We start from the raw sequence: 22,363 nt of genomic DNA, 5'->3' as shown, positions 1-22,363 counted from the left end.
CAGCGGCAATGGGAAAACACTATGAGCAAACAAATCCGCAATATCGCGATCATCGCCCACGTGGACCACGGCAAAACCACCATGGTGGACCAGCTGCTGCGCCAATCCGGAACCTTCGCCGAACACGAGAAAGTCGTGGACACGGTGATGGACAACAACGCCATCGAACGCGAGCGTGGCATCACCATCCTGGCCAAGAACTGCGCCGTGAGCTGGAACGACACGCACATCAACATCCTCGACACACCCGGCCACGCGGACTTCGGCGGTGAAGTGGAGCGTGCCCTGTCCATGGTCGACGGCGTGGTGCTGCTGATCGACGCGCAGGAAGGCCCCATGCCCCAGACGCGCTTCGTGACCAAGAAGGCGCTGGCCCTGGGCCTGAAGCCCATCCTCGTGGTCAACAAGGTGGACAAGCCCGGCGCGCGTCCCGACTACGTGGTCAACGCCGCGTTCGACCTGTTCGACAAGCTGGGTGCCACCGACGAGCAGCTGGACTTCCCCGTGGTGTACGCCTCGGGCATCAACGGCTGGACCTCGCTGGAAGAAGGCGCTCCGGGCGAGCAGTGGGGCCCCGACATGTCGGCCCTGTTCGACACCATCCTGAAGCACGTGCCTTCGGTCAAGGGCGATCCCGCCGCTCCGCTGCAAATGCAGATCTCGGCGCTGGACTACTCCACCTTCGTGGGCCGCATCGGCGTGGGCCGCATCACCTCCGGCACGCTCAAGCCTTCGACCGACGTGCTGGTCATGGAAGGTCCTGACGGCAAGAGCTACAAGGGCCGCATCAACCAGGTGCTGAAGTTCCAGGGCATCGACCGCGTGCAGGTGACCGAAGCCGGCCCCAGCGACATCGTGCTGGTCAACGGCATCGCCGACCTGGGCATGGGCGTCACGCTGACCGACCCGCTGAACCCCCGGCCGCTGCCGATGCTCAAGATCGACGAGCCCACGCTGACCATGAACTTCTGCGTCAACACCTCGCCGCTGGCGGGCCGTGAAGGCAAGTTCGTGACCAGCCGCCAGATCTGGGACCGCCTGCAAAAGGAACTGCGTTCCAACGTGGCCCTGCGTGTCAAGGAAACCGACGAAGACGGCATCTTCGAAGTGTCGGGCCGCGGCGAACTGCACCTGACCATCCTGCTGGAAGAAATGCGCCGTGAAGGCTACGAGCTGGCCGTGTCCAAGCCCCGCGTGGTCTACCGCGACGTGGACGGCGTGCGCCACGAGCCCATCGAGCTGGTGACGGCCGACATCGAGGAAGGCCACCAGGGTGGCGTGATGCAGGCCCTGGGCGAGCGCAAGGGCGAGCTGGTCAACATGGAACCAGATGGCCGCGGCCGCGTGCGCCTGGAATACCGCATTCCTGCGCGTGGCCTGATCGGCTTCACCAACGAATTCCTGAACCTGACCCGTGGTTCCGGCCTGATCTCCAACATCTTCGACAGCTACGAGCCGCACAAGGGCGAAATCGGCGGCCGCAAGAACGGTGTGCTGATCTCCATGGACGAAGGCGAAATCTTCACCTACGCCCTGGGCAAGCTGGACGACCGTGGCCGCATGTTCGTCAAGGCCAACGATCCCGTGTACGAAGGCATGATCATCGGCATCCACAGCCGTGACAACGACCTGGTGGTCAACGCCACTCGTACCAAGCAGCTGACCAACTTCCGCGTGTCCGGCAAGGAAGATGCCATCAAGATCACGCCCCCGATCGACCTGTCGCTGGAATACGCGGTGGAATTCATCGAGGACGACGAGCTGGTGGAAATCACCCCCAAGAGCATCCGCGTGCGCAAGCGCCACCTGTCCGAGAACGAGCGCAAGCGCGCTTCGCGCGCAGGCGCATAAGCGCCGTGGCGCCGAGGGCGCGCGCAAGCCAGCCGGCTTAGCCGCCCTGATTGTCAAAGGCCGCATCCGCGGCCTTTGTCTTTTCTGCGGCGGCTTCTGCCACGCCGTCCGCCAGGCCGTCCGTCAGGCGTTCAGCCGCAGCAGCAATTCGCGCAGGCGCTGGCCGGCCGCTGCGCTCTGGTGCGGGTTGAGCGCCAGGGCCAGGCCGATGGAGGGCAGGGTCCCGGCGTCTTGCAGCGTGCGGAACACCACGCCCGGCGTGCTGCCCTTGGCCACGACGGCCGGCACCAGGGCCACGCCCAGGCCCGCGCCCACCAGGCTGACCAGGGTCTGGGCCTGCACCGCATGCTGCTTGACCTGGGGCATGAAGCCCGCGTTCTGGCAGGCCAGCACCACCAGCGCATGCAGGCCGGGCACTTCGCTGGGGCGGTAGTTGACGAAGGGCTGGTCGGCCAGATCCCGCAGCCGCAAGGCGGGCCGCTGCAGCAGCGGGTTGCCTTCGGGCAGCACGGCCACCAGTTCGTCCTTTTCCACGGGCGTGATGGACAGCTCGGTGGCCTGCGTCACCGGGTAGCGCAGCAGGCCGGCATCGAAATCGCCGCTGGCCACCTGCGCGCAGATCTCGCGCGTGGTCGATTCGGTCAGCACCAGGTCGATCAGCGGATATTCGCTGCGAAAGGCCTGCACCAGCCGTGGAATCAGCGAGAACGTGGCCGAGCCTATGAAGCCTATGTGCAGCCGGCCGCGCTCGCCGCTGGCCGTGGCCTGCGAGACCTCCTGCACCTGGCGCGCATGGTGCAGTGCCAGCTCGGCACTTTCCAGGGCCGCCAGGCCTGCCTCGGTCAGCTCCGTGCCCCGGCGGTCGCGCTGGAACAGCTGCACGCCCAGGCTGTCTTCGAGCCGGCGGATGGATTGGGACAGCGGCGGCTGCGACATGTGCAGCTGCTCGGCCGCCTGCCGGTAGTTGAGCGTGCGGGCCAGGGTGACGAAGTGACGCAGTTGGCGCAGGTCCATTGATATCCACCGTGTATCAGCGATGCTGAATTAAGTCTTAGACGCGACTTCAAAGATATCAAATACTGGCTCCCTGAAGCAACATGGAGACCACAGTGCAGGCTGCGTTGACAGGGATTCGGGTGCTGGATCTGTCCAGCGTGGTGTTCGGGCCGCTGGCAAGCCAGGTGCTGGCCGACTATGGCGCCGAAGTCATCAAGATCGAGCCGCCGGCCGGCGACTCCACGCGCCACACCGGCCCTGCCGTGGAGCCCGGCATGGCGGCCATGTTCATGGGCACCAACCGCAGCAAGAAGAGCGTGGTGCTCGATCTCAAGCAGGACGAGGCGCGCCAGGCCCTGCATGCGCTGCTGGCCACGGCCGATGTGTTCATGCACAGCATGCGCCCGCAGAAGCTGGCCCCGCTGGGCCTGGACCCCGACACGCTGCGCGAGCGCTATCCGCGCCTGGTCTACGCAGGCCTGCATGGCTTTGGCGAGGACGGCCCCTATGCGGGCATGCCCGCCTACGACGACGTCATCCAGGGCATGAGCGGCCTGGCCGACCTGATGGAGCGCCAGACGGGCGAGGCGCGCTACCTGCCCACCATCGCGGCCGACAAGACCTGCGCCCTGGTGGCCGCGCATGCCGTGCTGGCGGCGCTGTTCCAGCGCGAGCGCAGCGGCCACGGCTGCTTTGTCGAAGTGCCCATGTACGAGACCATGGTGGGCTTCAACCTGGTCGAGCATTTCTACGGCATGCACTTCAGCCCCGCGCTCAGCGGCGCAGGCTACCCGCGCGTGATGGCGCCCTGGCGCAAGCCCTACCGAACGCTGGACGGCCACGTCTGCATGATGCCTTACACCGATGCGCACTGGCAGCGCTTCTTCGCCGCGGTGGGCCAGCCGCAGCTGGCCCTGGACGCGCGCTTTGCCAGCCAGGCCAGCCGCACGGCCCACATTGCCGAGCTGCTGGAGACCGCAGGCGAGCATGTGGCCCTGCACGGCACCCAGCACTGGCTGGACACCTGCCAGCGCCTGGAGATTCCTGCCGCCCCGGTGGCACGCATGGACGATCTGCCTGCCGATCCACACCTGCAGGCCACGGAGTTCTTCGTGCCGCTGCACGACGCCGCCATGGGCACCGTGCACCTGCCGCGTTCATCCGTGCGCATGGATGGCCGGCAGGCCCCCATGGGCATGCCACCGCGCCTGGGCGAGCACACGGCGGCGCTGCTGGCCCAGGCGGGCTGGAGCGCCGAGCGCATCGCCGGCCTGCAGATCACGCAACAGGAGACATGAGATGACAGTGAACACCCCGCAGCCCCACCCTGGCGCCGCCTGGAACGCCGTGCCCCGCATGGGCCAGGGCTTTTTCTGGCAGGACCTGCAGGTTGGCCAGCAGCTGCGCACCTTCCGCCGCACCGTGACCGAGTCCGACCTGGTCGCCTTCATCAATGCCACGGGCATGCTGGAGGCCATCTTCATCGAGGAGGGCTACGACGGCGGCGCCATTGCCGGCCGCCCCGTGCCGGGCGCCATGACCTATGCGCTGATCGAAGGCTTCATCCTGCAAAGCATGATCCAGGGCACGGGCCTGGCCATGCTGGAGCTGCACCAGAAGATCCTCGGCCCCGTGCTGGTGGGCGACACCATCGAGGCCCTGGTCGAAGTCACCGCCATCAAGCCCACCTCCAAGGGCAACCGCGCCGTCGTCACCTCGCGCATCGAGGTCTTCAACCAGGGCCACCAGAAGGTCATGGAATACACGGCCGTGCGCCTGCTGGCAGGGCGCAGCTAGGCGGACAAAAGAATTCCCATAACGACACCAGGAGACAACAGCATGGACAAGAAAGGCAACAAGGCCGCGGGCAGACAAGGGCGGCGCAGGGCGCTGGCCGCCGTGGCGGCCTGCATGGCAGCCGCAGCGGCAGTGCCGGGAGCGGCCCTGGCCCAGCAGCCCTGGCCCAGCAAGCCCATCACGCTGGTCGTGCCTTTCCCGCCGGGCGGGCCCACCGACCTGGTGGCGCGCGTGCTGGCCCAGCAGGTGGGGCAGCAACTGGGCCAGACCGTGATCGTGGACAACCGGCCCGGCGCCAACGGCAACATCGGCAACGCCCTGGTGGCCAAGGCCGCGCCCGATGGCTACACCGTGCTCTACAACACCTCGTCCATTGCGCTGAGCCCGTCGCTCTACAAGAAGATGAGCTACGACGTGAACAAGGACCTGATGCCCGTGGCGCTGACGGCCGTGGTGCCGCTGGGCCTGGTGGTCAACCCCAAGCTGCCGGTGAAGAACGTGCAGGAGTTCGTGCGCCATGCCAGGGACAAGGCGGGCCAGCTGTCCTATGGTTCGGCCGGCAACGGCAATGTCACGCACCTGGCGGCCTTCCAGGTCGTGCAGCACTACCAGATCGAGGCCAGCCACGTGCCCTACAAGGGCAGCGCGCCGGCCGACGTGGATCTGGTGGCCGGGCAGATCGACTTCATGACGGACACCATCAACTCCGTCGCTCCCTTCATCAAGGAGGGACGGCTCAAGCTGCTGGCCGTGAGTTCCTCCAAGCGCCTGCCCAACTTCCCCGATGCACCCACGCTGGCCGAAAGCGGCATGTCCGGCTTCGAGGCCGGGGCCTGGCAGGGCGTGATGGTGCCCGCGAAGACGCCAGCCGCCATCATCCAGCGGCTCAACCAGGAGCTGATGCGCGCGCTCAAGGACCCGGGCGTGGTCGAGAAGCTGCAGCTGCAGGGCGCCGAAGGACTGGGCTCCACGCCGGAGGAATACGGCGCCTACATCCGCAGCGAGATCAAGCGCTGGGCCGGCGTGGTCAAGAGCACGGGCGTCTCTCTGGACTGAGTGCGCTGCGGTGCGCGGCGGCTGCCCGCCCTGTCGTGCACTTGCGCAAATTGGCACCTGTTTGTCAGGGGTGGGCGCGGATTTTCAGCTATGGTTGCGGCTCATCGCCCCGGGCCGCCGGGGCAGGGCATGCATAGCAACAAGGAGCAAGATATGACGGGAGCTGCCGGCGAAGTCCTCAGCGAAGTGCGGGGCCGCATTGGCATGATCACCTTGAACCGGGCCAAGGCGCTGAACGCGCTGTCGCTGGGCATGGTGCGCGATCTGCTGGCCACCCTGCTGGCCTGGCAAAAGGACGATCAGGTGCTGGCCGTGGCCATCCGCGGCATGGGCAAGGAAGGGGCCTTCGGCGCCTTCTGCGCGGGCGGCGACATCCGTTTTCTGCACGGCGCAGGCAGCACGGGCAATCCCCAGCTGGAGGACTTCTTCACCGAGGAGTACGCGCTCAACCACCTGATCCACACCTTTGGCAAGCCCTACATCGCCTTCATGGACGGCATCGTCATGGGCGGCGGCATGGGCATCAGCCAGGGCGGCACGCTGCGCATCGTCACCGAGCGCACCAAGATGGCCATGCCGGAGACGGCCATCGGCCTGTTCCCCGATGTGGGTGGCGGCTACTTCCTATCGCGCTGCCCCGGTCATGCGGGTGAGTGGCTGGCGCTGACGGGCGACGTGATCGGCGCGGCCGACGCGCTGGACTTCGGCCTGGCCGATGGCTATCTGCCCTCGGACCAGCAGCCTGCGCTGTGGGACGCGCTGGCCGCCGGCAGCTTTGCCGATGCAGCGGCCGTCGAGGCGCTGGTGAAGTCGAAGTTCACGGCCCCGGCCAAGCCAGCGGCCCAGCCCCGCGCCGAGATCGACCGCGTGTTCGCCCTGCCCACGGTGGCTGCCATGGTGCAGGCACTGGAAGCGGCGGATGGCGAGTGGGCGCAGCACACGGCAGCCACGCTGCGCAAGCGCTCGCCGCTGATGCTGCACGTGGTGCTGGAGCAGATTCGCCGCGCACGCGGCATGACACTGGCCCAGGACCTGCGCATGGAGCGCGACATGGTGCGCCACTGCTTTTACCTGCGCCCCGGCCAGAGCGAGACCATCGAAGGCATTCGCGCCCTGGCCGTGGACAAGGACCACCAACCGCGCTGGAACCATGCGCGCATCGAAGACGTGCAGGACGCGCAATGGCGTGCCTTCTTCGACAGCCCCTGGCCCGTGCACTCGCACCCGCTGGCGGCGCTGGACTGATCGCGCGGCGGTTGCCCAAACCTCCAAGGGTTCAAAAGGCCATCCGGCACCGCGCCGGATGGCCTTTTTTTCGGTTCAGCGATCAGCGGGCTCCATGCGGCAGGAATGGCCTGCCAGCAGCCGTACCGCGTCGTCAATGCGCGGGCCCGGATCCCATTCGGGCACGGGCGGCGTCAGGCCCAGGGCCATCTGCCGCAGCGGCTCGGCAATGGCCATGGACAGCAGCAGGTCGCAGATGACATCGGGCTGCTCTGCCCTGAGCAACCCCTTCGCGCACTGGCGTCGCAGCCAGTCCACCAGCATGCCGCGGCCGCGCTCTATGCCGTTGCGCTGGTAGACCTCCAGCAACTCGGGCTTGGCGGGGAAATCGGTGGTGAGCAGGCGGAACATCCCCACCGCCTCGGCCGACAGCACGCGCGCGGCAATCACGCGCAGGATCTCGGCCAGCGCCGGAGCCACCTCTGAGGCCGACTGCGCATCGGCCGACAGGGCGGGGCGGAAACCGTCGGTCCAGCTGCGCACCACCAGGGCCACCAGATCCTCGCGGTTGGCGGCAAAGCGGTAGAGCGTCTTCTTGGCCAGCCCCGCGCGCCTGGCCACGGCTTCCATGGTGGTGGCGGCATAGCCTTCATTGAGCAAGAGCCAGGTGGCGGCGGCCAGGGCGGCATCGTTGGCCTCGTGCTCGGGCCGGGCCGGCCGCCCGCGCGGCCTGGGGGCCACAGGAGTGATTTCGGTTTCCATTGGATTTCTTGTCGTTCCGTTCGGTGTTGTGCAGGGTCGTGCCTGGTTGTGCAGCATTTTGTTACCCGGCTGGGATTATCCGATTGTTTGGAAACGTTGTTCGTTTCTTTAATATAAGATGGCTTTTCCTCATCAACCCAGGAACGGAAAACACCCATGAACTCCCATGCCTTCGAGCCCGACATTTCCCGCATCGACGAGCTGCTGCACATCACGCCGCTGCGGCTGGAGACGGGAATCCAGCGCCTGCCCAGCGGCTGTCTGGTGGTGGCCTGCCGCACCGACCTGCACGGCTGCAGCGGCCGCATGCTGGACTGGTGGTTCAAGTTCTTCGAGACCACGCAGCACATCAAGTGGTGGCATCCGCACGACCACATCGCGCATCGTGGCTGGGATGCGCAATGGAAGAAGGGCGAGAGCTACATCGGCGCGTCCATCGAGGCCGTGGAGTCCCTGGCCGATATTCCGCCCGTGGCGGCCAGGCTCAAGTTCCACGATCCGCGCGAGCTTTTCGACCCTGCGCAGCTGGAGCTGGCCTTTGCCGAAAAACGCGCATCGGCCGCCGTGTATGCGCGCATCGGCTTCGGCGAGCATGTGCAGCTGGATGCCAGCGGGGACCCGATGGACGGGCAGATGGTGCACCTGGCGCGCGATACGCCCTTTGGCTGCGTGCTGCGCAGCCGCTTCCTGCTGGGGCAGTCCTGCACGGACCCGGCGGCCGAGCTGCCCGACGCGCTGGGCCTGGGCCTGCTGCGCCACTGCTACACGGAGTTCACCTACCTGTCGCGCTTCCTGCCCTCGCTGTACTACGGCGAACATGGCAACGGCGAGGCGGCGCCGCTGCCCTGGTAGCCGTGGCCCCAGGCTTCAAAGCTGCTGGTGCACGGCCGTGGCCAGCTGCAGCAGCCGGTTGCGTGGCAGGGCGCCGCTGAGGGCATAGCCAAAGCCCTGGTCCACCCAGTAGAAGCTGGGCACGGGGCCGTCGCTGCTGAAGCGAAAGGCGGTCTCGCCACGCGTGGCCGGGTCCTCCAGCGCGCCCAGATACAGGGTGATGCGCTCGCCGGCCGCATCCTGGTACATGAACTGGGCGCGTGCGCCGCTGTCGCCGGGCAGCAGCCGGCCGCCCACCAGCTCATAGCCCAGTTCCGTGAGGGCTGGCAGCTTCAGCGGCCGGCCCAGCCGCTTGGAAAGCCATTGCAGCAAATGGGCCTGTTGCGCTGCCTCGACCTCGACCGGGTGGCGCTGCTCGGGCTGGTAGACCGCGTGGGCGACTGCTGCCTGATGGGCGAAGCGGGCAGGTGCGGCAGCGGCCAGCGTGTCCGCCGTTGAGGGTGCCGCAGGCGCTGCCTGCTGCCCGTGCACCAGCCAGCCCAGGCCGAAGGCCAGCAGCCAGCCTGCGGCCATGCCGCCCCAGCGCCACCATTGCTGCTGGCGCTTTTGCAGGCCCTGCAGCTGCTCGGCGGCGGCGCGCATTTCATCGGGCATGGGCGGTTCGCTGCGGGCGCCGTGCAGGGCGCGCAGCAGCTGCCGCTGGCGCTGCCATTGCTCCACGCGTGCTGCGCTGTCTGCATCCAGCTGCTCGCGCAGCGCCTGTGCCTGTGGGGCCGGCAGGCGGTCATCGACCAGGGCATGCAGCTGCTCGTCGGGGATGGCCGTGGCAGCCGAGACACAGGAGGAGGGGGAGGTGGGGGCGGGGGCAGTCATGGCGGCCTCGTCATTTGAGCCGGCGCAGCGACGGGGCTGCGGCTTGGGGTGCAGCAGTCTGGGCGGGCGAAGCTGCGGGCGGTGCCTCCATCAGCTCGCGCAACCGGGAGCGTGCGCGCGACAGGCGCGACATCACGGTGCCCAGGGGCAGCTGCAGCACGCGCGCCGTGTCGGCATAGCTCATGTCCTCCACGCTGACCAGCAGCAGCACGGCCCGCTGCTCGGCGGGCAGGCGCTGCAGGCAGCGCTCCAGGTCCAGGGCAGCGTCGCTGCTGTCCTCGGGCGCTGCCAGGGACTCGGACAGGCTGTCGATGTCCAGCCACTGCCCTCGTGCGGCAGAGCGCCGCTGGTTCAGGTAGAGGTTGTGCATCAGGGTGAACAGCCAGGCGCGCAGATCGCCATCGGAGCGCCACAGCAGCCATTTGCGGCAGGCGCGTTCCAGCGTGTCCTGCACCAGGTCGTCGGCTGCCCAGGCATCGCCTGCCAGCAGCCGCGCGTAGCGGCGCAGGCCGGGCAGGTGCTCCAGGATCTGGCTGCGGTCCATGGGCAGGTCCGATCGCGCAGGGGGCCGGACTCAGGGGCGTGCGGTATGCCAGACGCCCATGACGCCGTCGCCCGTGGTATCGCCGGCCTTGCCGTCCTTCACCCAGTAGTACAGGGGCTTGCCCTTGTAGGCGATCTGGCTGCTGCCATCGTCGCGCTGGATCACGCTGTAGTTGCCGCCAGAGGGCGCCTGCTTGCCCATCAGGGGCGGCCAGTTGGTCGCGCAGGGGCCATTGCAGACGGACTTGCCACTGCCGGCCGTGTCCTTGTCGAAGGTATAGAGCGTCATGCCGTTGGCGCCGACCAGAATGCCGTTTTGCACGCTGACCGCACTGGGCGGCGTCTGGCCAGAGGCGTTGGCCGCAGGCGCGGAATAGCAGCCTGCCAGGGCCAATGTCAGGGCTGCCGTGAAGGCACAGGTACCAAGTTTCATGCCGAGCTTCTTCATCGCTGTCTCCGGTGCTTGCCGGCGCGCGAAATTGCGGCCGGACACTGCAATGAACACTGGGCCGTGCCGGTTTATTCCGCAGCAGTGCAAAAAAAGCTGCGGATGCCCGTCAGCGGTTGAAGCTCTTCATGGCGCGCTCGACCTCGCGCTTGCCTTCGCGGTCCTTGATCACGTCGCGCTTGTCGTGCTCGGCCTTGCCCTTGGCCAGGGCAATGTCGCATTTGACATAGCCGTTCTTCCAGTGAAGGTTGATGGGCACCAGGGTGAAGCCCTTTTGCTCCACCTTGCCGATCAGGCGCAGGATGTCGTCCTTCTTGAGCAGCAGTTTCTTGATGCGCGCCGCGTCGGGGTTGACGTGGGTGGAGGCGGTCTTGAGCGGGTTGATCTGGCAGCCGAGCAGGAACAGCTCGCCGTCCTTGACGATGACGTAGCCGTCCGTCAACTGCACCTTGCCGCTGCGCAGTGCCTTCACTTCCCAGCCGTGCAGCACGATGCCGGCCTCGAAGCGTTCCTCGAAGAAGTAGTTGAATGCGGCTTTTTTGTTGTCGGCGATGCGCGACTGTGTTTCAGGTTTCTTGGCCATGGAGTAATAGATGCGGCGAAAACCTGGAGATGAAAGGTCTCCCTACAATACTGGATTGCCGTCTTCCCGCCGTGCGGGATTTTAGTTTCGCCTTGCCGTCATTGTGACAGCCGGCTGTGCCATGGCGGCGCTGCCGGTGTTTTGCATGCCGTGCAGCCCGCCCCATTCATGAAAAAAGTCAACAAGTCCGTCCTGATCTGGTACAGCCCCCAAGAAATGTTTGCCCTGGTGACGGACGTGGCCCACTATGCCGACTTCCTTCCCTGGTGCGATCAGGCCAGGGTGCTGGAGCAGGACGAGCAGGGCATGACGGCCGAGGTGGGCATTGCATTCGGCGGCATGCGCAAGTCCTTCGTCACGCGCAACACGCACAGCGTGCTCGACGATGGCGGGCGCCAGGTCAGCATCCGCCTGATCAAGGGGCCGTTCTCGCGGCTGGAGGGCCACTGGATGTTCCGCCCCGTGGGCGACGGATCGCAGCGCGCCTGCCGTGTCGAACTGCAACTGGACTACGGTTTCGACAACATGGCCCTGGCCGCCGTGGTCGGCCCGGTGTTCGACCGCATTGCAGGCTCCATGGTCGATGCCTTCATCAAGCGTGCCGAGCAGGTCTATGGCTGAGCCCCAGCCCGCTGTGCGCATCACGCTGGCCTGCAGTGCGCGCGCCGGCGAAGTCGTCGAGCTGTTTCTGCAATTGCCGGCCGGTGCCACGATTGCCGATGCGGTGGCGGCGGCGGGCGGCTGGCAGGCGCTGGGCTTTGCGCAGGCCGGGCCGGCAGGCCTGTGGGGCCGCAGCGCGCCTTTGACGCAAGCCCTGCGCGACGGTGACCGAGTGGAGCTGTACCGGCCCTTGACCGTGGACCCCAAGGTGGCGCGCCGCGAGCGTTTCGCACGCCAGGGCGCTCGGGCCACGGGGCTGTTCCAGCGCCAGAGGCCTGGAGCCAAGGCCGGCTACTGAGCCGGCCCGGATTCGGCGATCAGCGCATTGCGCCGCAATCGGAGGCGATGATGGCGTCGGCGCGCTTGAGTTCCGCATCGCGCGTGGCGTCGTCCATGAAGCCGCGCTCGCCCTGCTCATTCGTGTAGCCCAGCAGGCGGCCCGAAGACAGCGCGGTCTTGGACTGCTTGGCGCGTGCGCAGTTGTCCTGGCGCTGCTTGGCAATCCGTTCCTTTTCCGCCTTGGCCTTGGCGGCCTCCTGGGCTTCGGCCTTGCGCTTTTGTTCTTCCAGGGCCTTGTCGGTGCCTGCGGGCTTGGTGTCCTTGGCGGCTGCGGCAGGTGCTGCCGGTGCCGCGGCGTCCGCCGCAGGCGCCGTGCCTGCATCCGCAGCTGCCGCAGCGGCGGAGGGCGCGGCGGCAGGCGGCGGTGTGCTGCCGCCAGGCTGGCGCAGGATGTTCTTGGCGGGAATGTCAGGAGGCGGTGCGCGGTCGCTGAAGACCTTGCGGCCTGTGGCGTCGACCCATTGCCACTGGGCGGCTGCGGGCAGCGAACAGGCGGCAAGCGTGACTAGCAAAACAAGCTTGATGGCGTGCATGGTGAGTTGGGGATCGGGCCGAATGGCCTACAGCATACATTGTGATCCGGCGCACGGGTACAATCCTTCTTTTGGAGCTCTCACATGCGCCTTCTCGGTAAAGCCCTGACCTTCGACGACGTCCTTCTGGTCCCCGCTTTCTCCCAGGTCCTGCCCAAGGACACTTCGCTCAAGACGCGCTTTTCGCGCAACATCTCCCTGAACATTCCCCTTGTGTCCGCCGCCATGGACACCGTGACCGAGGCGCGTCTGGCCATTGCCATCGCGCAAGAGGGCGGTATCGGCGTCATCCACAAGAACATGACGGCCGAGCAGCAGGCCGCCGAAGTGTCCAAGGTCAAGCGCCACGAATCCGGCGTGGTGCACGACCCCGTGGTCATCACCCCCGAGCACACCGTGCTGCAGGTGCTGCAGCTGTCCGAGAATCTCGGCATCTCGGGTTTCCCCGTCTGCGACGGCGGCAAGGTGGTGGGCATCGTCACCAGCCGCGACCTGCGCTTCGAGACCCGCTACGACGTCAAGGTCAGCCAGATCATGACGCCGCGCGAGCGCCTGATCACCGTCAACGAGAAGGACGGCACCACGCCCGTGGAAGCCAAGGCCCTGCTCAACAAGCACAAGCTCGAACGCATCCTGGTCGTGAACGACGCCTTTGAACTCAAGGGCCTGATCACCGTCAAGGACATCACCAAGCAGACCACCTTCCCCAACGCAGCGCGTGACAGCGCAGGCCGCCTGCGCGTGGCCGCCGCCGTGGGCGTGGGCGAGGGCACCGAGCAGCGCGTGGAGCTGCTGGTCAAGGCCGGCGTCGATGCACTGGTGGTGGACACGGCCCACGGCCACAGCAAGGGCGTGATCGACCGCGTGCGCTGGGTCAAGCAGAACTACCCGCAGGTGGACGTCATCGGCGGCAACATCGCCACCGGCGCCGCTGCGCTGGCACTGGCCGAGGCAGGCGCCGACGCCGTCAAGGTCGGCATCGGCCCCGGCTCCATCTGCACCACGCGCATCGTCGCCGGTGTGGGCGTGCCCCAGATCATGGCCATCGACAGCGTGGCCCAGGCCCTGCAAGGCACGGGCGTGCCGCTGATCGCCGACGGCGGCATCCGCTTCTCGGGCGACATCGCCAAGGCCCTGGCCGCTGGCGCCTCGACCATCATGATGGGCGGCATGTTCGCCGGCACCGAAGAGGCTCCGGGCGAAGTCATCCTGTACCAGGGCCGTTCGTACAAGAGCTATCGCGGCATGGGCTCCATCGGCGCCATGCAGCAGGGCTCGGCCGACCGCTACTTCCAGGAATCGAGCACCGGCAATCCCAACGCCGACAAGCTCGTGCCCGAAGGCATCGAAGGCCGCGTGCCCTACAAGGGCTCCATGGTCTCCATCGTCTACCAGATGGCCGGCGGCGTGCGCGCTGCCATGGGCTACTGCGGCTGCGCCACCATCGAAGAGATGAACAACACGGCCGAGTTCGTGGAGATCACCGCCGCAGGCATCCGTGAATCGCACGTGCATGACGTGCAGATCACCAAGGAAGCGCCCAACTACCGCGCCGACTGATCCAGGTCCAGCGCCTTGGCGCGGGATGGAAAAGAGGTCCGGGCAGCCGCTGCCCGGGCCTCTTTTTTTCGTGCGCTCACGAAGCTCAGATGGCGAAGCTCAGATGACGACGCTCAAATGGCGAAGTTGTCCAGCACCGCGCCCGAGCTGGCGCTCGATGCGTTGAACGCGAACTTGGCCTGCACGCCCCGCGTGTAGCGGGGCGCGGGGGCCTTCCATGCCGCGCGGCGCTGGGCGAGCACGTTTTCGGGCACGTTCAGCTGCAGTTGCAATGCGTGCGCGTCGATGGTGATCGAGTCGCCCTCGTGCACCAGCGCGATGGTGCCGCCCACGGCCGCTTCCGGCGCCACGTGGCCGACCACCATGCCCCAGGTGCCGCCGGAGAAGCGGCCATCGGTGATCAGGCCCACGCTCTCGCCCAGGCCGGCGCCGATCAGGGCGCCCGTGGGGGCCAGCATTTCCGGCATGCCGGGGCCGCCCTTGGGGCCCAGGTAGCGCAGCACCATCACGTCGCCGGCCTGTATCCTGCCGTCGAGGATGGCTGCCAGTGCCGATTGCTCATCGTCGAACACGCGTGCCGGGCCGGTGATGACCGGGTTTTTCAGGCCCGTGATCTTGGCCACCGCACCTTCCGGGCTCAGGTTGCCCTTGAGGATGGCCAGGTGGCCCTGCGGGTAGAGCGCATCCGAGAGGGGGCGGATGACCTGGGGGTTGGGCGGTTCGTCAGGCACGCCGGCCAGGGTCTCGGCGATGGTCTGGCCCGAGATGGTGATGCAGTCGCCGTGCAGCAGGCCCGCATTCAGCAGGATCTTCATCACCTGCGGGATGCCGCCCGCCTGATGCAGGTCCACCGCCAGGTATCTGCCGCTGGGCTTGAGATCGCACAGCACCGGCACCCGCTGGCGGATGCGCTCGAAGTCGTCGATGGACCAGGGCACGCCGGCCGCATGGGCGATCGCGAGAAAGTGCAGCACGGCATTGGTGGAGCCTCCGGTCGCCATGATCACCGAGACCGCGTTTTCGATGGACTTGCGCGTCACGATGTCGCGCGGCTTGAGGTCCATCTTGATGGCCTCGATCAGCACCCTGGCGGATTCCTTGGCCGAGTTCTCCTTTTCATCATGGGGGTTGGCCATGGTGGAGGAGTAGGGCAGGCTCATGCCCAGCGCCTCGAACGCGCTCGACATGGTGTTGGCGGTGTACATGCCGCCGCACGAGCCCGTGCCGGGAATGGCGTGCTGCTCGATGTCCTTGAGCTCCTGGTCGCTGATCTTGCCCGCGGCGTTCTCGCCAACGGCCTCGAACACGCTGACGATGTTCAGGTCCCGGCCTTTCCACCTGCCGGGCAGGATGGTGCCGCCGTAGACATAGATGGCCGGCACATTGGCGCGCAGCATGCCCATCATGCCGCCCGGCATGTTCTTGTCGCAGCCGCCGACCACCAGCACGCCGTCCATCCACTGGCCGCCCACGCAGGTCTCTATGCAGTCGGCGATCACCTCGCGGCTGACCAGCGAGTACTTCATGCCTTCCGTGCCCATGGACATGCCGTCCGAGATGGTCGGCGTGCCGAACACCTGCGCGTTGCCGCCGGCCTCCTCGATGCCTGCGATGGCCGCGTCCGCCAGCCTTTGCAGGCCGGAGTTGCACGGCGTGATCGTGCTGTGGCCGTTGGCCACGCCGACCATGGGCTTCTTGAAATCCTCTTCCTTGTAGCCCATGCCGTAGAACATGGAGCGGTTGGCGGCGCGCGCCTTGCCTTCGGTGATGTGGGAGCTTCGGCGGTTGATCTGGTTCGGCGGGGTCATGGCATGTCTCTCGTTGTGGGGGTTGGATGAGTATGGGCCGACTGATTCATCTGATCCAATCCTATTCATCGGCATGATTGATATGCTGCACATATGAATGAGCCCCCCATTGATCTGCGCGTCTGGCGGCAATTCCTGGCCGTGGCGGACGAGTTGCACTTCGGCCGGGCCGCATCACGCCTGCACATGACGCAGCCGCCGCTCACCCAGGCCATCGCGCAGCTGGAGCGCAGCCTGGACGTGGCGCTGTTCGAGCGCTCGAGCCGCCACGTCGCGCTGACGCCCGCCGGCGAGGCGCTTGTGCCGCAGGTGCGTGAACTGCTGGGACGGGCGGCAGCGCTGCCCGGGATTGCGCGGGCTGCGGCAGCGGGAGAAGTGGGGCGCGTGCGGCTGGCCTTTGTCTCCACCATCGGCTTCACCCGGCTGCCGCTGTGGGTGCGGGACTTCGTTGCAGGCACGCCCGGTGTGGCGCTGGAGCTGGTCGAGGCCACCAGCGATGTGCAAATGGAGGCGTTCGAGCGCGGGCAGATCGATGCCGGGTTGATGCTGCATGCCCCCGGGCATGCGCCGGCCGGCCTGGAGCGCCTGGCCGTGGGACGGGAAGCCATGGTGCTGGCCCTGCCTCAGCAGCATGCGCTTGCCGGTGCGGACCGGCTGATGCTCGACGAGGTGCTGGAGCAGCCGCTGGTGATCTTTCCGCGCCGCATCATGCCCTCGCTCCATGACGCGGTGACGGATCTGTACCGACGGCACGGACATGTGCCGCGCATCGCGCAGCAGGCGATACAGATGCAGACCATCGTGAACCTGGTCTGGGGCGGTATCGGCCTGGCCTGGGTGCCCGCCAGCGTGATGCAGTTCTGCAGGCCCGGCGTGGTCTACCGCGAGGCGGTTTTCGCCAGCACCCGTGCAGGCAGCAAGGCCGTTGCCCTGCCGGTCTGCGAGACCAGCCTGGCCTGGCCGGCCGGAGCCATGTCGCCCGCGCTGGCGCGGTTTGTCGGCTTCGTGCACGAACAGCATTGAGTGGGGCGCGCCAGCAGGCAGCAGAGGCCAATGCCTGGAATATCCGCGAGGTTCTGGTCTGAATTTTTGGAAATTCTGGCCAGAATGATAGAATTCGGGCCAGGCCGGATACCAGGCCTGTTTTTGTTTTCAGCCCCGCCATGCAATCTGTCGGCATCTACGAAGCCAAGACCCGTTTCTCCGCCCTGATCGAACTTGTCGAGCAGGGCGAGGAAGTGCGCATCACCCGCCACGGCAAGGAAGTGGTGCGCATGCTGCCGGTGCGTCGCCGCCCCGTGATCACCGACGAGCAGATCGCCCGCGAGCTGGAGCAGATGCAGGCGCTGCAGGCCACGGTGCGGCCGGCCCAGCCGGCACAGTCGGCACAGGCGCCGGACTCCACCACCCGACTGCGCCACGCAGGCCGGAGCCAGGCATGACCTCCTTCGTGCTCGATGCCTCCGTCACCGCCGCCTGGCTGCTGCCCGATGCCGCCAGCGTGCACACCCAGCGCCTGTATACCCGCATCCGCCGCCACGAAGTGGACCCGCAGGCGCCCAACCTCTGGCAGTGGGAATGCGGCAACCTGATCGCCTCGGGCGTGCACGGCGGCCGCATTCCGCACAGCTCGGTCGAAGGCCTGTGGGGCGTGCTCGAGGCCATCCGCCACCGCGTGGAGCTGCACGAGCTGGCGCCCGCCCAGCACAAGGCCGTGCTCGACGTGGCGCTGGACACCCGCCTGCCGGTCTATGACGCGGCCTACCTGTGGCTGGCGCAGTCGCTGCGCCTGCCGCTGGCCACCTTTGACGCGGCCCAGGCCGCCGCCGCCCGCAAGCGCGGGCTGGCGCTGCTGGCCCCTGAAGATTTCTGATCCCCTCCCATCACCTTTGCCTGAGATGACCATGCAACACGACAAGATCCTCATTCTTGACTTCGGCTCCCAAGTCACCCAGCTGATCGCCCGCCGCGTGCGCGAAGCCCATGTCTACTGCGAAGTCCACCCCTGCGACGTCAGCAGCGACTGGGTGCGCGAATTCGCCGCCGACGGCCGCCTCAAGGGCGTGATCCTGTCGGGCAGCCACGCCAGCGTCTACGAAGTGGACGACCGCGCCCCCGACGCCGTGTTCGAGCTGGGCATTCCCGTGCTGGGCATCTGCTACGGCATGCAGACCATGGCCACCCAGCTGGGCGGCAAGGTCGAAGGCTCGCACACCCGCGAATTCGGCTATGCCGAAGTGCGCGCCCATGGCCACACCGAACTGCTCAAGGGCATCCAGGACTTCGCCACGGCCGAAGGCCACGGCATGCTCAAGGTCTGGATGAGCCACGGCGACAAGGTCACCGAGCTGCCCCCGGGCTTCAAGGTCATGGCCTCCACGCCGTCCTGCCCCATCGCCGGCATGGCCGACGAGGCGCGCCGCTTCTACGCCGTCCAGTTCCACCCCGAAGTCACGCACACCGTGCAGGGCGCGGCCCTGCTCAACCGCTTCGTGCGCGAGATCTGCGCGGCCAACGCCGACTGGATCATGGGCGACTACATCGAGGAAGCCGTCGCCAAAATCCGCGAGCAGGTGGGTGACGAGGAAGTCATCCTCGGCCTGTCTGGCGGCGTGGATTCGTCCGTGGCTGCAGCCCTGATCCACCGCGCCATCGGCGACCAGCTGACCTGCGTCTTCGTGGACCACGGCCTGCTGCGCCTGAACGAAGGCGACATGGTCATGGAAATGTTCGAAGGCAAGCTGCACGCCAAGGTCATCCGCGTGGACGCCAGCGACCTGTTCCTGGGCAAGCTGGCCGGCGTCAGCGAGCCCGAGGCCAAGCGCAAGATCATCGGCGGCCTGTTCGTGGACGTGTTCAAGGCCGAGGCCGCCAAGCTCAAGGCCGGCGATGCAGGCCACAAGGGCGCCACCTTCCTGGCCCAGGGCACCATCTACCCCGACGTCATCGAGTCGGGCGGCGCCAAGAGCAAGAAGGCCGTCACCATCAAGAGCCACCACAACGTCGGCGGCCTGCCCGAGCAGCTCGGCCTGAAGCTGCTCGAGCCCCTGCGCGACCTGTTCAAGGACGAAGTGCGCGAACTCGGCGTGGCCCTGGGCCTGCCGCGTGAAATGGTCTACCGCCACCCCTTCCCCGGCCCGGGCCTGGGCGTGCGCATCCTGGGTGAAGTCAAGAAGGAATACGCCGACCTGCTGCGCCGCGCCGACGCCATCTTCATCGAGGAACTGCGCAACTGGACGGACGAAGCCACCGGCAAGAACTGGTACGACCTCACCAGCCAGGCCTTCACCGTCTTCCTGCCCGTCAAGAGCGTGGGCGTCATGGGCGACGGCCGCACCTACGACTACGTCGTGGCCCTGCGCGCCGTGCAGACCAGCGACTTCATGACCGCCGACTGGGCCGAGCTGCCCTACGGCCTGCTCAAGAAGGTGTCTGGCCGGATCATCAATGAAGTGCGCGGCATCAACCGCGTGACCTACGACGTTTCGACGAAGCCGCCGGCGACGATCGAGTGGGAGTGAATTTAGGTCCTTCAAGGACTATCGCCAGCTATCGACAAGGCCGCTGTAACGTGTTGATTTAAAAAGAAATACGTCGCGGTAACTATCGATGGCTATCGCCGACCAGCAAAAACGGTTGACGGTAGAGCTGACGGTAAGAATTGATGCGCAATTAAGACACTCTCGTTCACTATTGAGACTTTTACCGTCTTTGACGGTAAAAGCCTTCTCGGGAAAGCTTGTTTCATGCGGCTTTCCGGGCATCAGCGGGTCTCCTGGTCCCTGACGGTAAAAGCCGTCAAAAAAACAGGAGAAAACCTCGATGCTGACCGACACAGCGCTGCGCAATCTGAAGCCTAAGTCCTTGACTTATAAGGTTTCTGACCGGGATGGGATGTACGTGACGGTATCGCCCGCAAATACCGTCACCTTCCGATACGACTACCGTCTCAACGGCCGCCGCGAGACCTTGACCATCGGCCGCTACGGGCCAGCTGGTATTTCGCTGGCAATGGCGCGCGAACTGCTCCTGGAGGCGCGCAAAGCCGTTCTCCAGGGCATCTCGCCCGCGCTGGAAAAGCAACGCGACAAGCGCCGGGTTCGCGCCATCAAGACCTTCGGCGCGGCGATGGAGACGTTCCTCGCCCATACGAGGTGGGCCGACAGCACCCGCGCCGCGCGCATGCACATCATCGACCGGGACATCCTGCCGGTCTTCCAGAATCGCCTGCTGACCGAAATCCAAGCCGAAGACCTGCGGATCTTGTGCAACAAGGTCAAGGAGCGCGGGGCGCCGGCCACCGCGGTGCAGATCCGGGACATCGTGAAGCAGGTCTACGTCTACGCGATCGCCCACGGCGAAAAGGTGGTCAACCCGGCCGACAGCGTGGGACCGTCCTCGATCGCCACCTTCGTGCCGAAGGATCGTGCCCTGTCGCCGCTGGAAATCCGGCTGACGGTGCAGCAACTGGAGACGGTGGCGACCTATCCGACCATCAAGCTGGCGTTGCGCCTGATCCTGCTGACGCTGGTGCGCAAGAGCGAACTGATCCAGGCCACCTGGGATGAGGTCGATTTCGAGAACGCGACGTGGACGATTCCGAAGCAGCGGATGAAGGGGCGCAATCCGCATGTGGTCTATCTGTCACGCCAGGCGCTCGACATCTTCGTCACGCTGCACGCGTGCGCCGCAGGCTCCAGCTTCGTCTTTCCTTCTCGCTATGATCCACGGCGGTGCATGTCCAATGCGACCTTGAATCGCATCACGATGCTCGTGGCAGAAGGCGCTAAGGCCAAGGGTCTGCCGCTGCAGCCATTCACCGTCCACGACCTGCGCCGCACTGGCTCGACGCTGCTGAACGAAATCGGCTTCAACCGCGACTGGATCGAGAAGTGCTTGGCGCACGAGGAGGGGCGTTCCTCGCGCTCGGTCTACAACAAGGCCGAATACGCCGTGCAGCGGCGCCACATGCTGCAAGAGTGGGCCCACTTGGTCGATGCCTGGGGCGGTGGGCAGACCTACGTGCCGAAGCTGATGCCAGAGAACGTGACCGTGCCAGCGTTGAGCGCGATCGCGTAGGAGGGCCGCATCATGGTTTGCCTTGAATCGGTCTTTGCCGGGCTGCGTCAGGTTTATTGTTTTGAGAAAACGATCACTCAGAGTGATCGAAAACCTGGAAATTTGAACTTCCTGATGGCCGAGCCGCGCGGTATGCGGGTCAATCCTGCCGAGATAAGGTTGTCACTTGACAACCTTATGGCTTGTGCTGATACTGGAGGCTACTGATGGTTCGCCCCTCTCATCCCAAGAAAGAGGTCGAGGAAGCCCTCAGACACGCCGAAGGGCAGGGCTGGCGCGTCGAAGTCGGCGGCAGTCATGCCTGGGGGCGAATTTACTGCCCGTATAACGATGAGGAATGCCGCTGCGGCGAGTTCTGCATCACCAGTGTCTGGAGCACGCCGAAGAACCCCGGCAACCACGCCCGCGCCTTGCGGCGCGTCGTGGACAACTGCACCACGCACCGCCAGCAGCGCGAGGCTGACGACGGTGCCCAGGAGTAGCGCGATGGAATACACGTTCACCTTGAAATACCAGCTTGCGGACGAGGACCGCGACGCCGATGCGCTGGTCGAGCGTCTGGGCGAAGCCGGTTGCGACGATGCCCTGGTCGGTATCGGGCAACCGGGGCGGCTGGCGCTGGAGTTCACCCGCGAGGCGGCCGATGCGGACGAGGCGGTGCGCAGCGCGCTCGCCGACGTGCGCCATGCTGCACCGTCAGCCCGGCTGATCGAAGTGGCGCCGGATCTGGTCGGGCTGACCGACGTGGCCGACATCGTGGGCGTGTCGCGGCAGAACATGCGCAAGCTGATGCTGGCCCATCCGGGCAGCTTTCCGGCGCCCGTGCACGAGGGCAGCGCGTCGATCTGGCACCTGGCAGATGTGCTGGCCTGGTTGCAGGCCAAGGGCAGCTATGCGCTGGCCAAGGATGTGTTTGACGTGGCTCGGGTGGCCTTGCAGGTCAATGTGGCGAAGGAGGGGCGGCGGTTACCGCGCTCGGCGTCCAAGGCACTGGAAGCTCTGGTTGGATGAGGCCGTTGCCCAGCCTCATGTCTTGCTCGAACTCGCTCGGACTGGGCGGGTTTTTCGCTGGTGGACATCTGGCCTGGTGGTGCGGCCGCGAGGTGCCTGCTTTCGCTCTTCGACCCACGCCTCGACTTCGGCCAGGTCCCACACCACGCAGCGCGCCGTCAGGTTGAAGCGGCGTGGGAATTCGCCGCGGCGTTCCATTTCGTAGATCGTCGTTTCGGCCAGGGGGACGATCTGCCGCAGTTCCTGGCGGCGGATGGTGCGCCGGAAGGGAAGGGCGCTGCGCTTCGGAAACTGCGGCAGTGCCTCATAACCTTCCGTGCCCGGCAAGGGGAGGGCCTGGCCGGCGTCGATGTCGGCGGTATTGGATGTTTGCGATAGTTGTTCCACCCTGGACTCCATGAGTACGCTG

General features: G+C 66.4%; 26 protein-coding genes. 17 read left to right on the top strand and 9 right to left on the bottom strand.

Annotated features, from left to right (window positions below; translation table 11 throughout):
- Positions 1–21: 21 nt before the first annotated feature.
- Positions 22–1,851, top strand: a complete 1,830-nt coding sequence (typA, locus tag U6958_RS21425) for a translational GTPase TypA (RefSeq protein ID WP_026062109.1) — start codon at positions 22–24, stop codon at positions 1,849–1,851.
- Positions 1,852–1,974: 123 nt separating this feature from the next.
- Here the strand turns inward: typA and U6958_RS21420 are convergent, their stop codons facing one another.
- The gene (locus U6958_RS21420) at positions 1,975–2,865 is read right to left on the bottom strand and encodes a LysR family transcriptional regulator (RefSeq protein ID WP_074923288.1); all 891 of its coding nucleotides are present in this window, start codon (positions 2,863–2,865) and stop codon (positions 1,975–1,977) included.
- Positions 2,866–2,948: 83 nt separating this feature from the next.
- Between U6958_RS21420 and U6958_RS21415 the strand changes: the two genes are divergently transcribed.
- The 4 genes from U6958_RS21415 (at position 2,949) to U6958_RS21400 (ending at position 6,945) form a co-directional block, all read left to right on the top strand.
- On the top strand, positions 2,949–4,145 hold the full coding sequence (locus U6958_RS21415) for a CaiB/BaiF CoA-transferase family protein (RefSeq protein ID WP_074923289.1): 1,197 nt from the start codon (positions 2,949–2,951) through the stop codon (positions 4,143–4,145).
- Between the two features lies 1 nt (position 4,146).
- On the top strand, positions 4,147–4,644 hold the full coding sequence (locus tag U6958_RS21410; protein WP_013803034.1) for a MaoC family dehydratase: 498 nt from the start codon (positions 4,147–4,149) through the stop codon (positions 4,642–4,644).
- A gap of 42 nt (positions 4,645–4,686) precedes the next feature.
- On the top strand, positions 4,687–5,700 hold the full coding sequence (locus tag U6958_RS21405; protein WP_074923290.1) for a tripartite tricarboxylate transporter substrate binding protein: 1,014 nt from the start codon (positions 4,687–4,689) through the stop codon (positions 5,698–5,700).
- 153 nt (positions 5,701–5,853) lie between these two features.
- A complete protein-coding gene (locus tag U6958_RS21400; protein WP_074923291.1) occupies positions 5,854–6,945 on the top strand; it encodes an enoyl-CoA hydratase/isomerase family protein in 1,092 nt (363 codons plus the stop codon).
- 75 nt (positions 6,946–7,020) lie between these two features.
- On the opposite strand, the gene U6958_RS21395 is transcribed toward U6958_RS21400, so the two are convergent.
- Positions 7,021–7,686, bottom strand: a complete 666-nt coding sequence (locus U6958_RS21395; RefSeq protein WP_074923292.1) for a TetR/AcrR family transcriptional regulator — start codon at positions 7,684–7,686, stop codon at positions 7,021–7,023.
- A gap of 156 nt (positions 7,687–7,842) precedes the next feature.
- On the opposite strand from U6958_RS21395, the gene U6958_RS21390 reads away from it, so the two are divergent.
- On the top strand, positions 7,843–8,538 hold the full coding sequence (locus tag U6958_RS21390) for a DAPG hydrolase family protein (RefSeq protein ID WP_016448874.1): 696 nt from the start codon (positions 7,843–7,845) through the stop codon (positions 8,536–8,538).
- A gap of 15 nt (positions 8,539–8,553) precedes the next feature.
- Here U6958_RS21390 and U6958_RS21385 read toward each other — a convergent pair whose 3' ends face one another.
- The 4 genes from U6958_RS21385 to smpB form a co-directional block, all read right to left on the bottom strand.
- Positions 8,554–9,390 carry an anti-sigma factor gene (locus tag U6958_RS21385; RefSeq protein WP_074923293.1) on the bottom strand — a complete coding sequence of 279 codons (837 nt, stop codon included), beginning with the start codon at positions 9,388–9,390 and terminating at the stop codon, positions 8,554–8,556.
- Positions 9,391–9,400: 10 nt separating this feature from the next.
- A complete protein-coding gene (locus U6958_RS21380; RefSeq protein ID WP_016448872.1) occupies positions 9,401–9,934 on the bottom strand; it encodes an RNA polymerase sigma factor in 534 nt (177 codons plus the stop codon).
- A 30-nt stretch (positions 9,935–9,964) separates the two neighbouring features.
- On the bottom strand, positions 9,965–10,381 hold the full coding sequence (locus tag U6958_RS21375) for a hypothetical protein (RefSeq protein WP_016448871.1): 417 nt from the start codon (positions 10,379–10,381) through the stop codon (positions 9,965–9,967).
- 109 nt (positions 10,382–10,490) lie between these two features.
- Entirely contained in the window at positions 10,491–10,964 is a 474-nt protein-coding gene (gene smpB / locus U6958_RS21370; RefSeq protein WP_016448870.1) for an SsrA-binding protein SmpB, read from the bottom strand.
- Between the two features lie 168 nt (positions 10,965–11,132).
- Here smpB and U6958_RS21365 point away from each other — a divergent pair, with 168 nt between their 5' ends.
- A complete protein-coding gene (locus U6958_RS21365; protein WP_016452375.1) occupies positions 11,133–11,585 on the top strand; it encodes a type II toxin-antitoxin system RatA family toxin in 453 nt (150 codons plus the stop codon).
- A complete protein-coding gene (locus tag U6958_RS21360) occupies positions 11,578–11,922 on the top strand; it encodes an RnfH family protein (protein WP_016448868.1) in 345 nt (114 codons plus the stop codon). Before U6958_RS21365 ends, U6958_RS21360 begins: the two co-directional genes overlap by 8 nt.
- A 19-nt stretch (positions 11,923–11,941) precedes the next feature.
- Here the strand turns inward: U6958_RS21360 and U6958_RS21355 are convergent, their stop codons facing one another.
- Complete coding sequence (locus U6958_RS21355) at positions 11,942–12,496, bottom strand: DUF4124 domain-containing protein (RefSeq protein ID WP_034364364.1); 555 nt, start codon at positions 12,494–12,496, stop codon at positions 11,942–11,944.
- Positions 12,497–12,580: 84 nt separating this feature from the next.
- Between U6958_RS21355 and guaB the strand changes: the two genes are divergently transcribed.
- A complete protein-coding gene (guaB, locus tag U6958_RS21350; RefSeq protein ID WP_013803023.1) occupies positions 12,581–14,056 on the top strand; it encodes an IMP dehydrogenase in 1,476 nt (491 codons plus the stop codon).
- 113 nt (positions 14,057–14,169) lie between these two features.
- Here the strand turns inward: guaB and ilvD are convergent, their stop codons facing one another.
- Positions 14,170–15,864, bottom strand: a complete 1,695-nt coding sequence (ilvD, locus tag U6958_RS21345; protein WP_074923294.1) for a dihydroxy-acid dehydratase — start codon at positions 15,862–15,864, stop codon at positions 14,170–14,172.
- Between the two features lie 93 nt (positions 15,865–15,957).
- Here ilvD and U6958_RS21340 point away from each other — a divergent pair, with 93 nt between their 5' ends.
- The 8 genes from U6958_RS21340 to U6958_RS21305 all read left to right on the top strand — a co-directional run bounded on the left by U6958_RS21340 (position 15,958) and on the right by U6958_RS21305 (position 21,954).
- The gene (locus U6958_RS21340; protein ID WP_074923295.1) at positions 15,958–16,887 is read left to right on the top strand and encodes a LysR family transcriptional regulator; all 930 of its coding nucleotides are present in this window, start codon (positions 15,958–15,960) and stop codon (positions 16,885–16,887) included.
- Positions 16,888–17,027: 140 nt separating this feature from the next.
- Positions 17,028–17,306: a type II toxin-antitoxin system Phd/YefM family antitoxin gene (locus U6958_RS21335; RefSeq protein WP_012204855.1), complete on the top strand. Its 279-nt coding sequence runs from the start codon at positions 17,028–17,030 to the stop codon at positions 17,304–17,306.
- Entirely contained in the window at positions 17,303–17,737 is a 435-nt protein-coding gene (locus U6958_RS21330) for a type II toxin-antitoxin system VapC family toxin (protein WP_012204856.1), read from the top strand. Before U6958_RS21335 ends, U6958_RS21330 begins: the two co-directional genes overlap by 4 nt.
- A gap of 31 nt (positions 17,738–17,768) precedes the next feature.
- Positions 17,769–19,385, top strand: coding sequence for a glutamine-hydrolyzing GMP synthase (gene guaA / locus U6958_RS21325; protein WP_026062747.1), 1,617 nt, complete (start codon positions 17,769–17,771; stop codon positions 19,383–19,385).
- 301 nt (positions 19,386–19,686) lie between these two features.
- Entirely contained in the window at positions 19,687–20,943 is a 1,257-nt protein-coding gene (locus tag U6958_RS21320) for a tyrosine-type recombinase/integrase (RefSeq protein WP_074923296.1), read from the top strand.
- A gap of 12 nt (positions 20,944–20,955) precedes the next feature.
- On the top strand, positions 20,956–21,150 hold the full coding sequence (locus U6958_RS21315; RefSeq protein WP_143044645.1) for a hypothetical protein: 195 nt from the start codon (positions 20,956–20,958) through the stop codon (positions 21,148–21,150).
- Complete coding sequence (locus U6958_RS21310; RefSeq protein WP_074923297.1) at positions 21,150–21,425, top strand: hypothetical protein; 276 nt, start codon at positions 21,150–21,152, stop codon at positions 21,423–21,425. The genes U6958_RS21315 and U6958_RS21310 overlap by 1 nt, the downstream gene beginning before the upstream one ends.
- 4 nt (positions 21,426–21,429) lie before the next feature.
- A complete protein-coding gene (locus U6958_RS21305; RefSeq protein WP_074923298.1) occupies positions 21,430–21,954 on the top strand; it encodes an AlpA family transcriptional regulator in 525 nt (174 codons plus the stop codon).
- A gap of 15 nt (positions 21,955–21,969) precedes the next feature.
- On the opposite strand, the gene U6958_RS21300 is transcribed toward U6958_RS21305, so the two are convergent.
- On the bottom strand, positions 21,970–22,353 hold the full coding sequence (locus tag U6958_RS21300) for an AlpA family transcriptional regulator (protein ID WP_074923299.1): 384 nt from the start codon (positions 22,351–22,353) through the stop codon (positions 21,970–21,972).
- Positions 22,354–22,363: the final 10 nt, after the last annotated feature.

It is taken from the genome of Delftia lacustris (genome assembly GCF_040267515.1).
GTDB classification, from domain to species: domain Bacteria; phylum Pseudomonadota; class Gammaproteobacteria; order Burkholderiales; family Burkholderiaceae_C; genus Comamonas; species Comamonas tsuruhatensis.
Note: the sequence above shows the minus strand (reverse complement) of the source record. Positions and strands in the feature narration are given on the sequence as shown.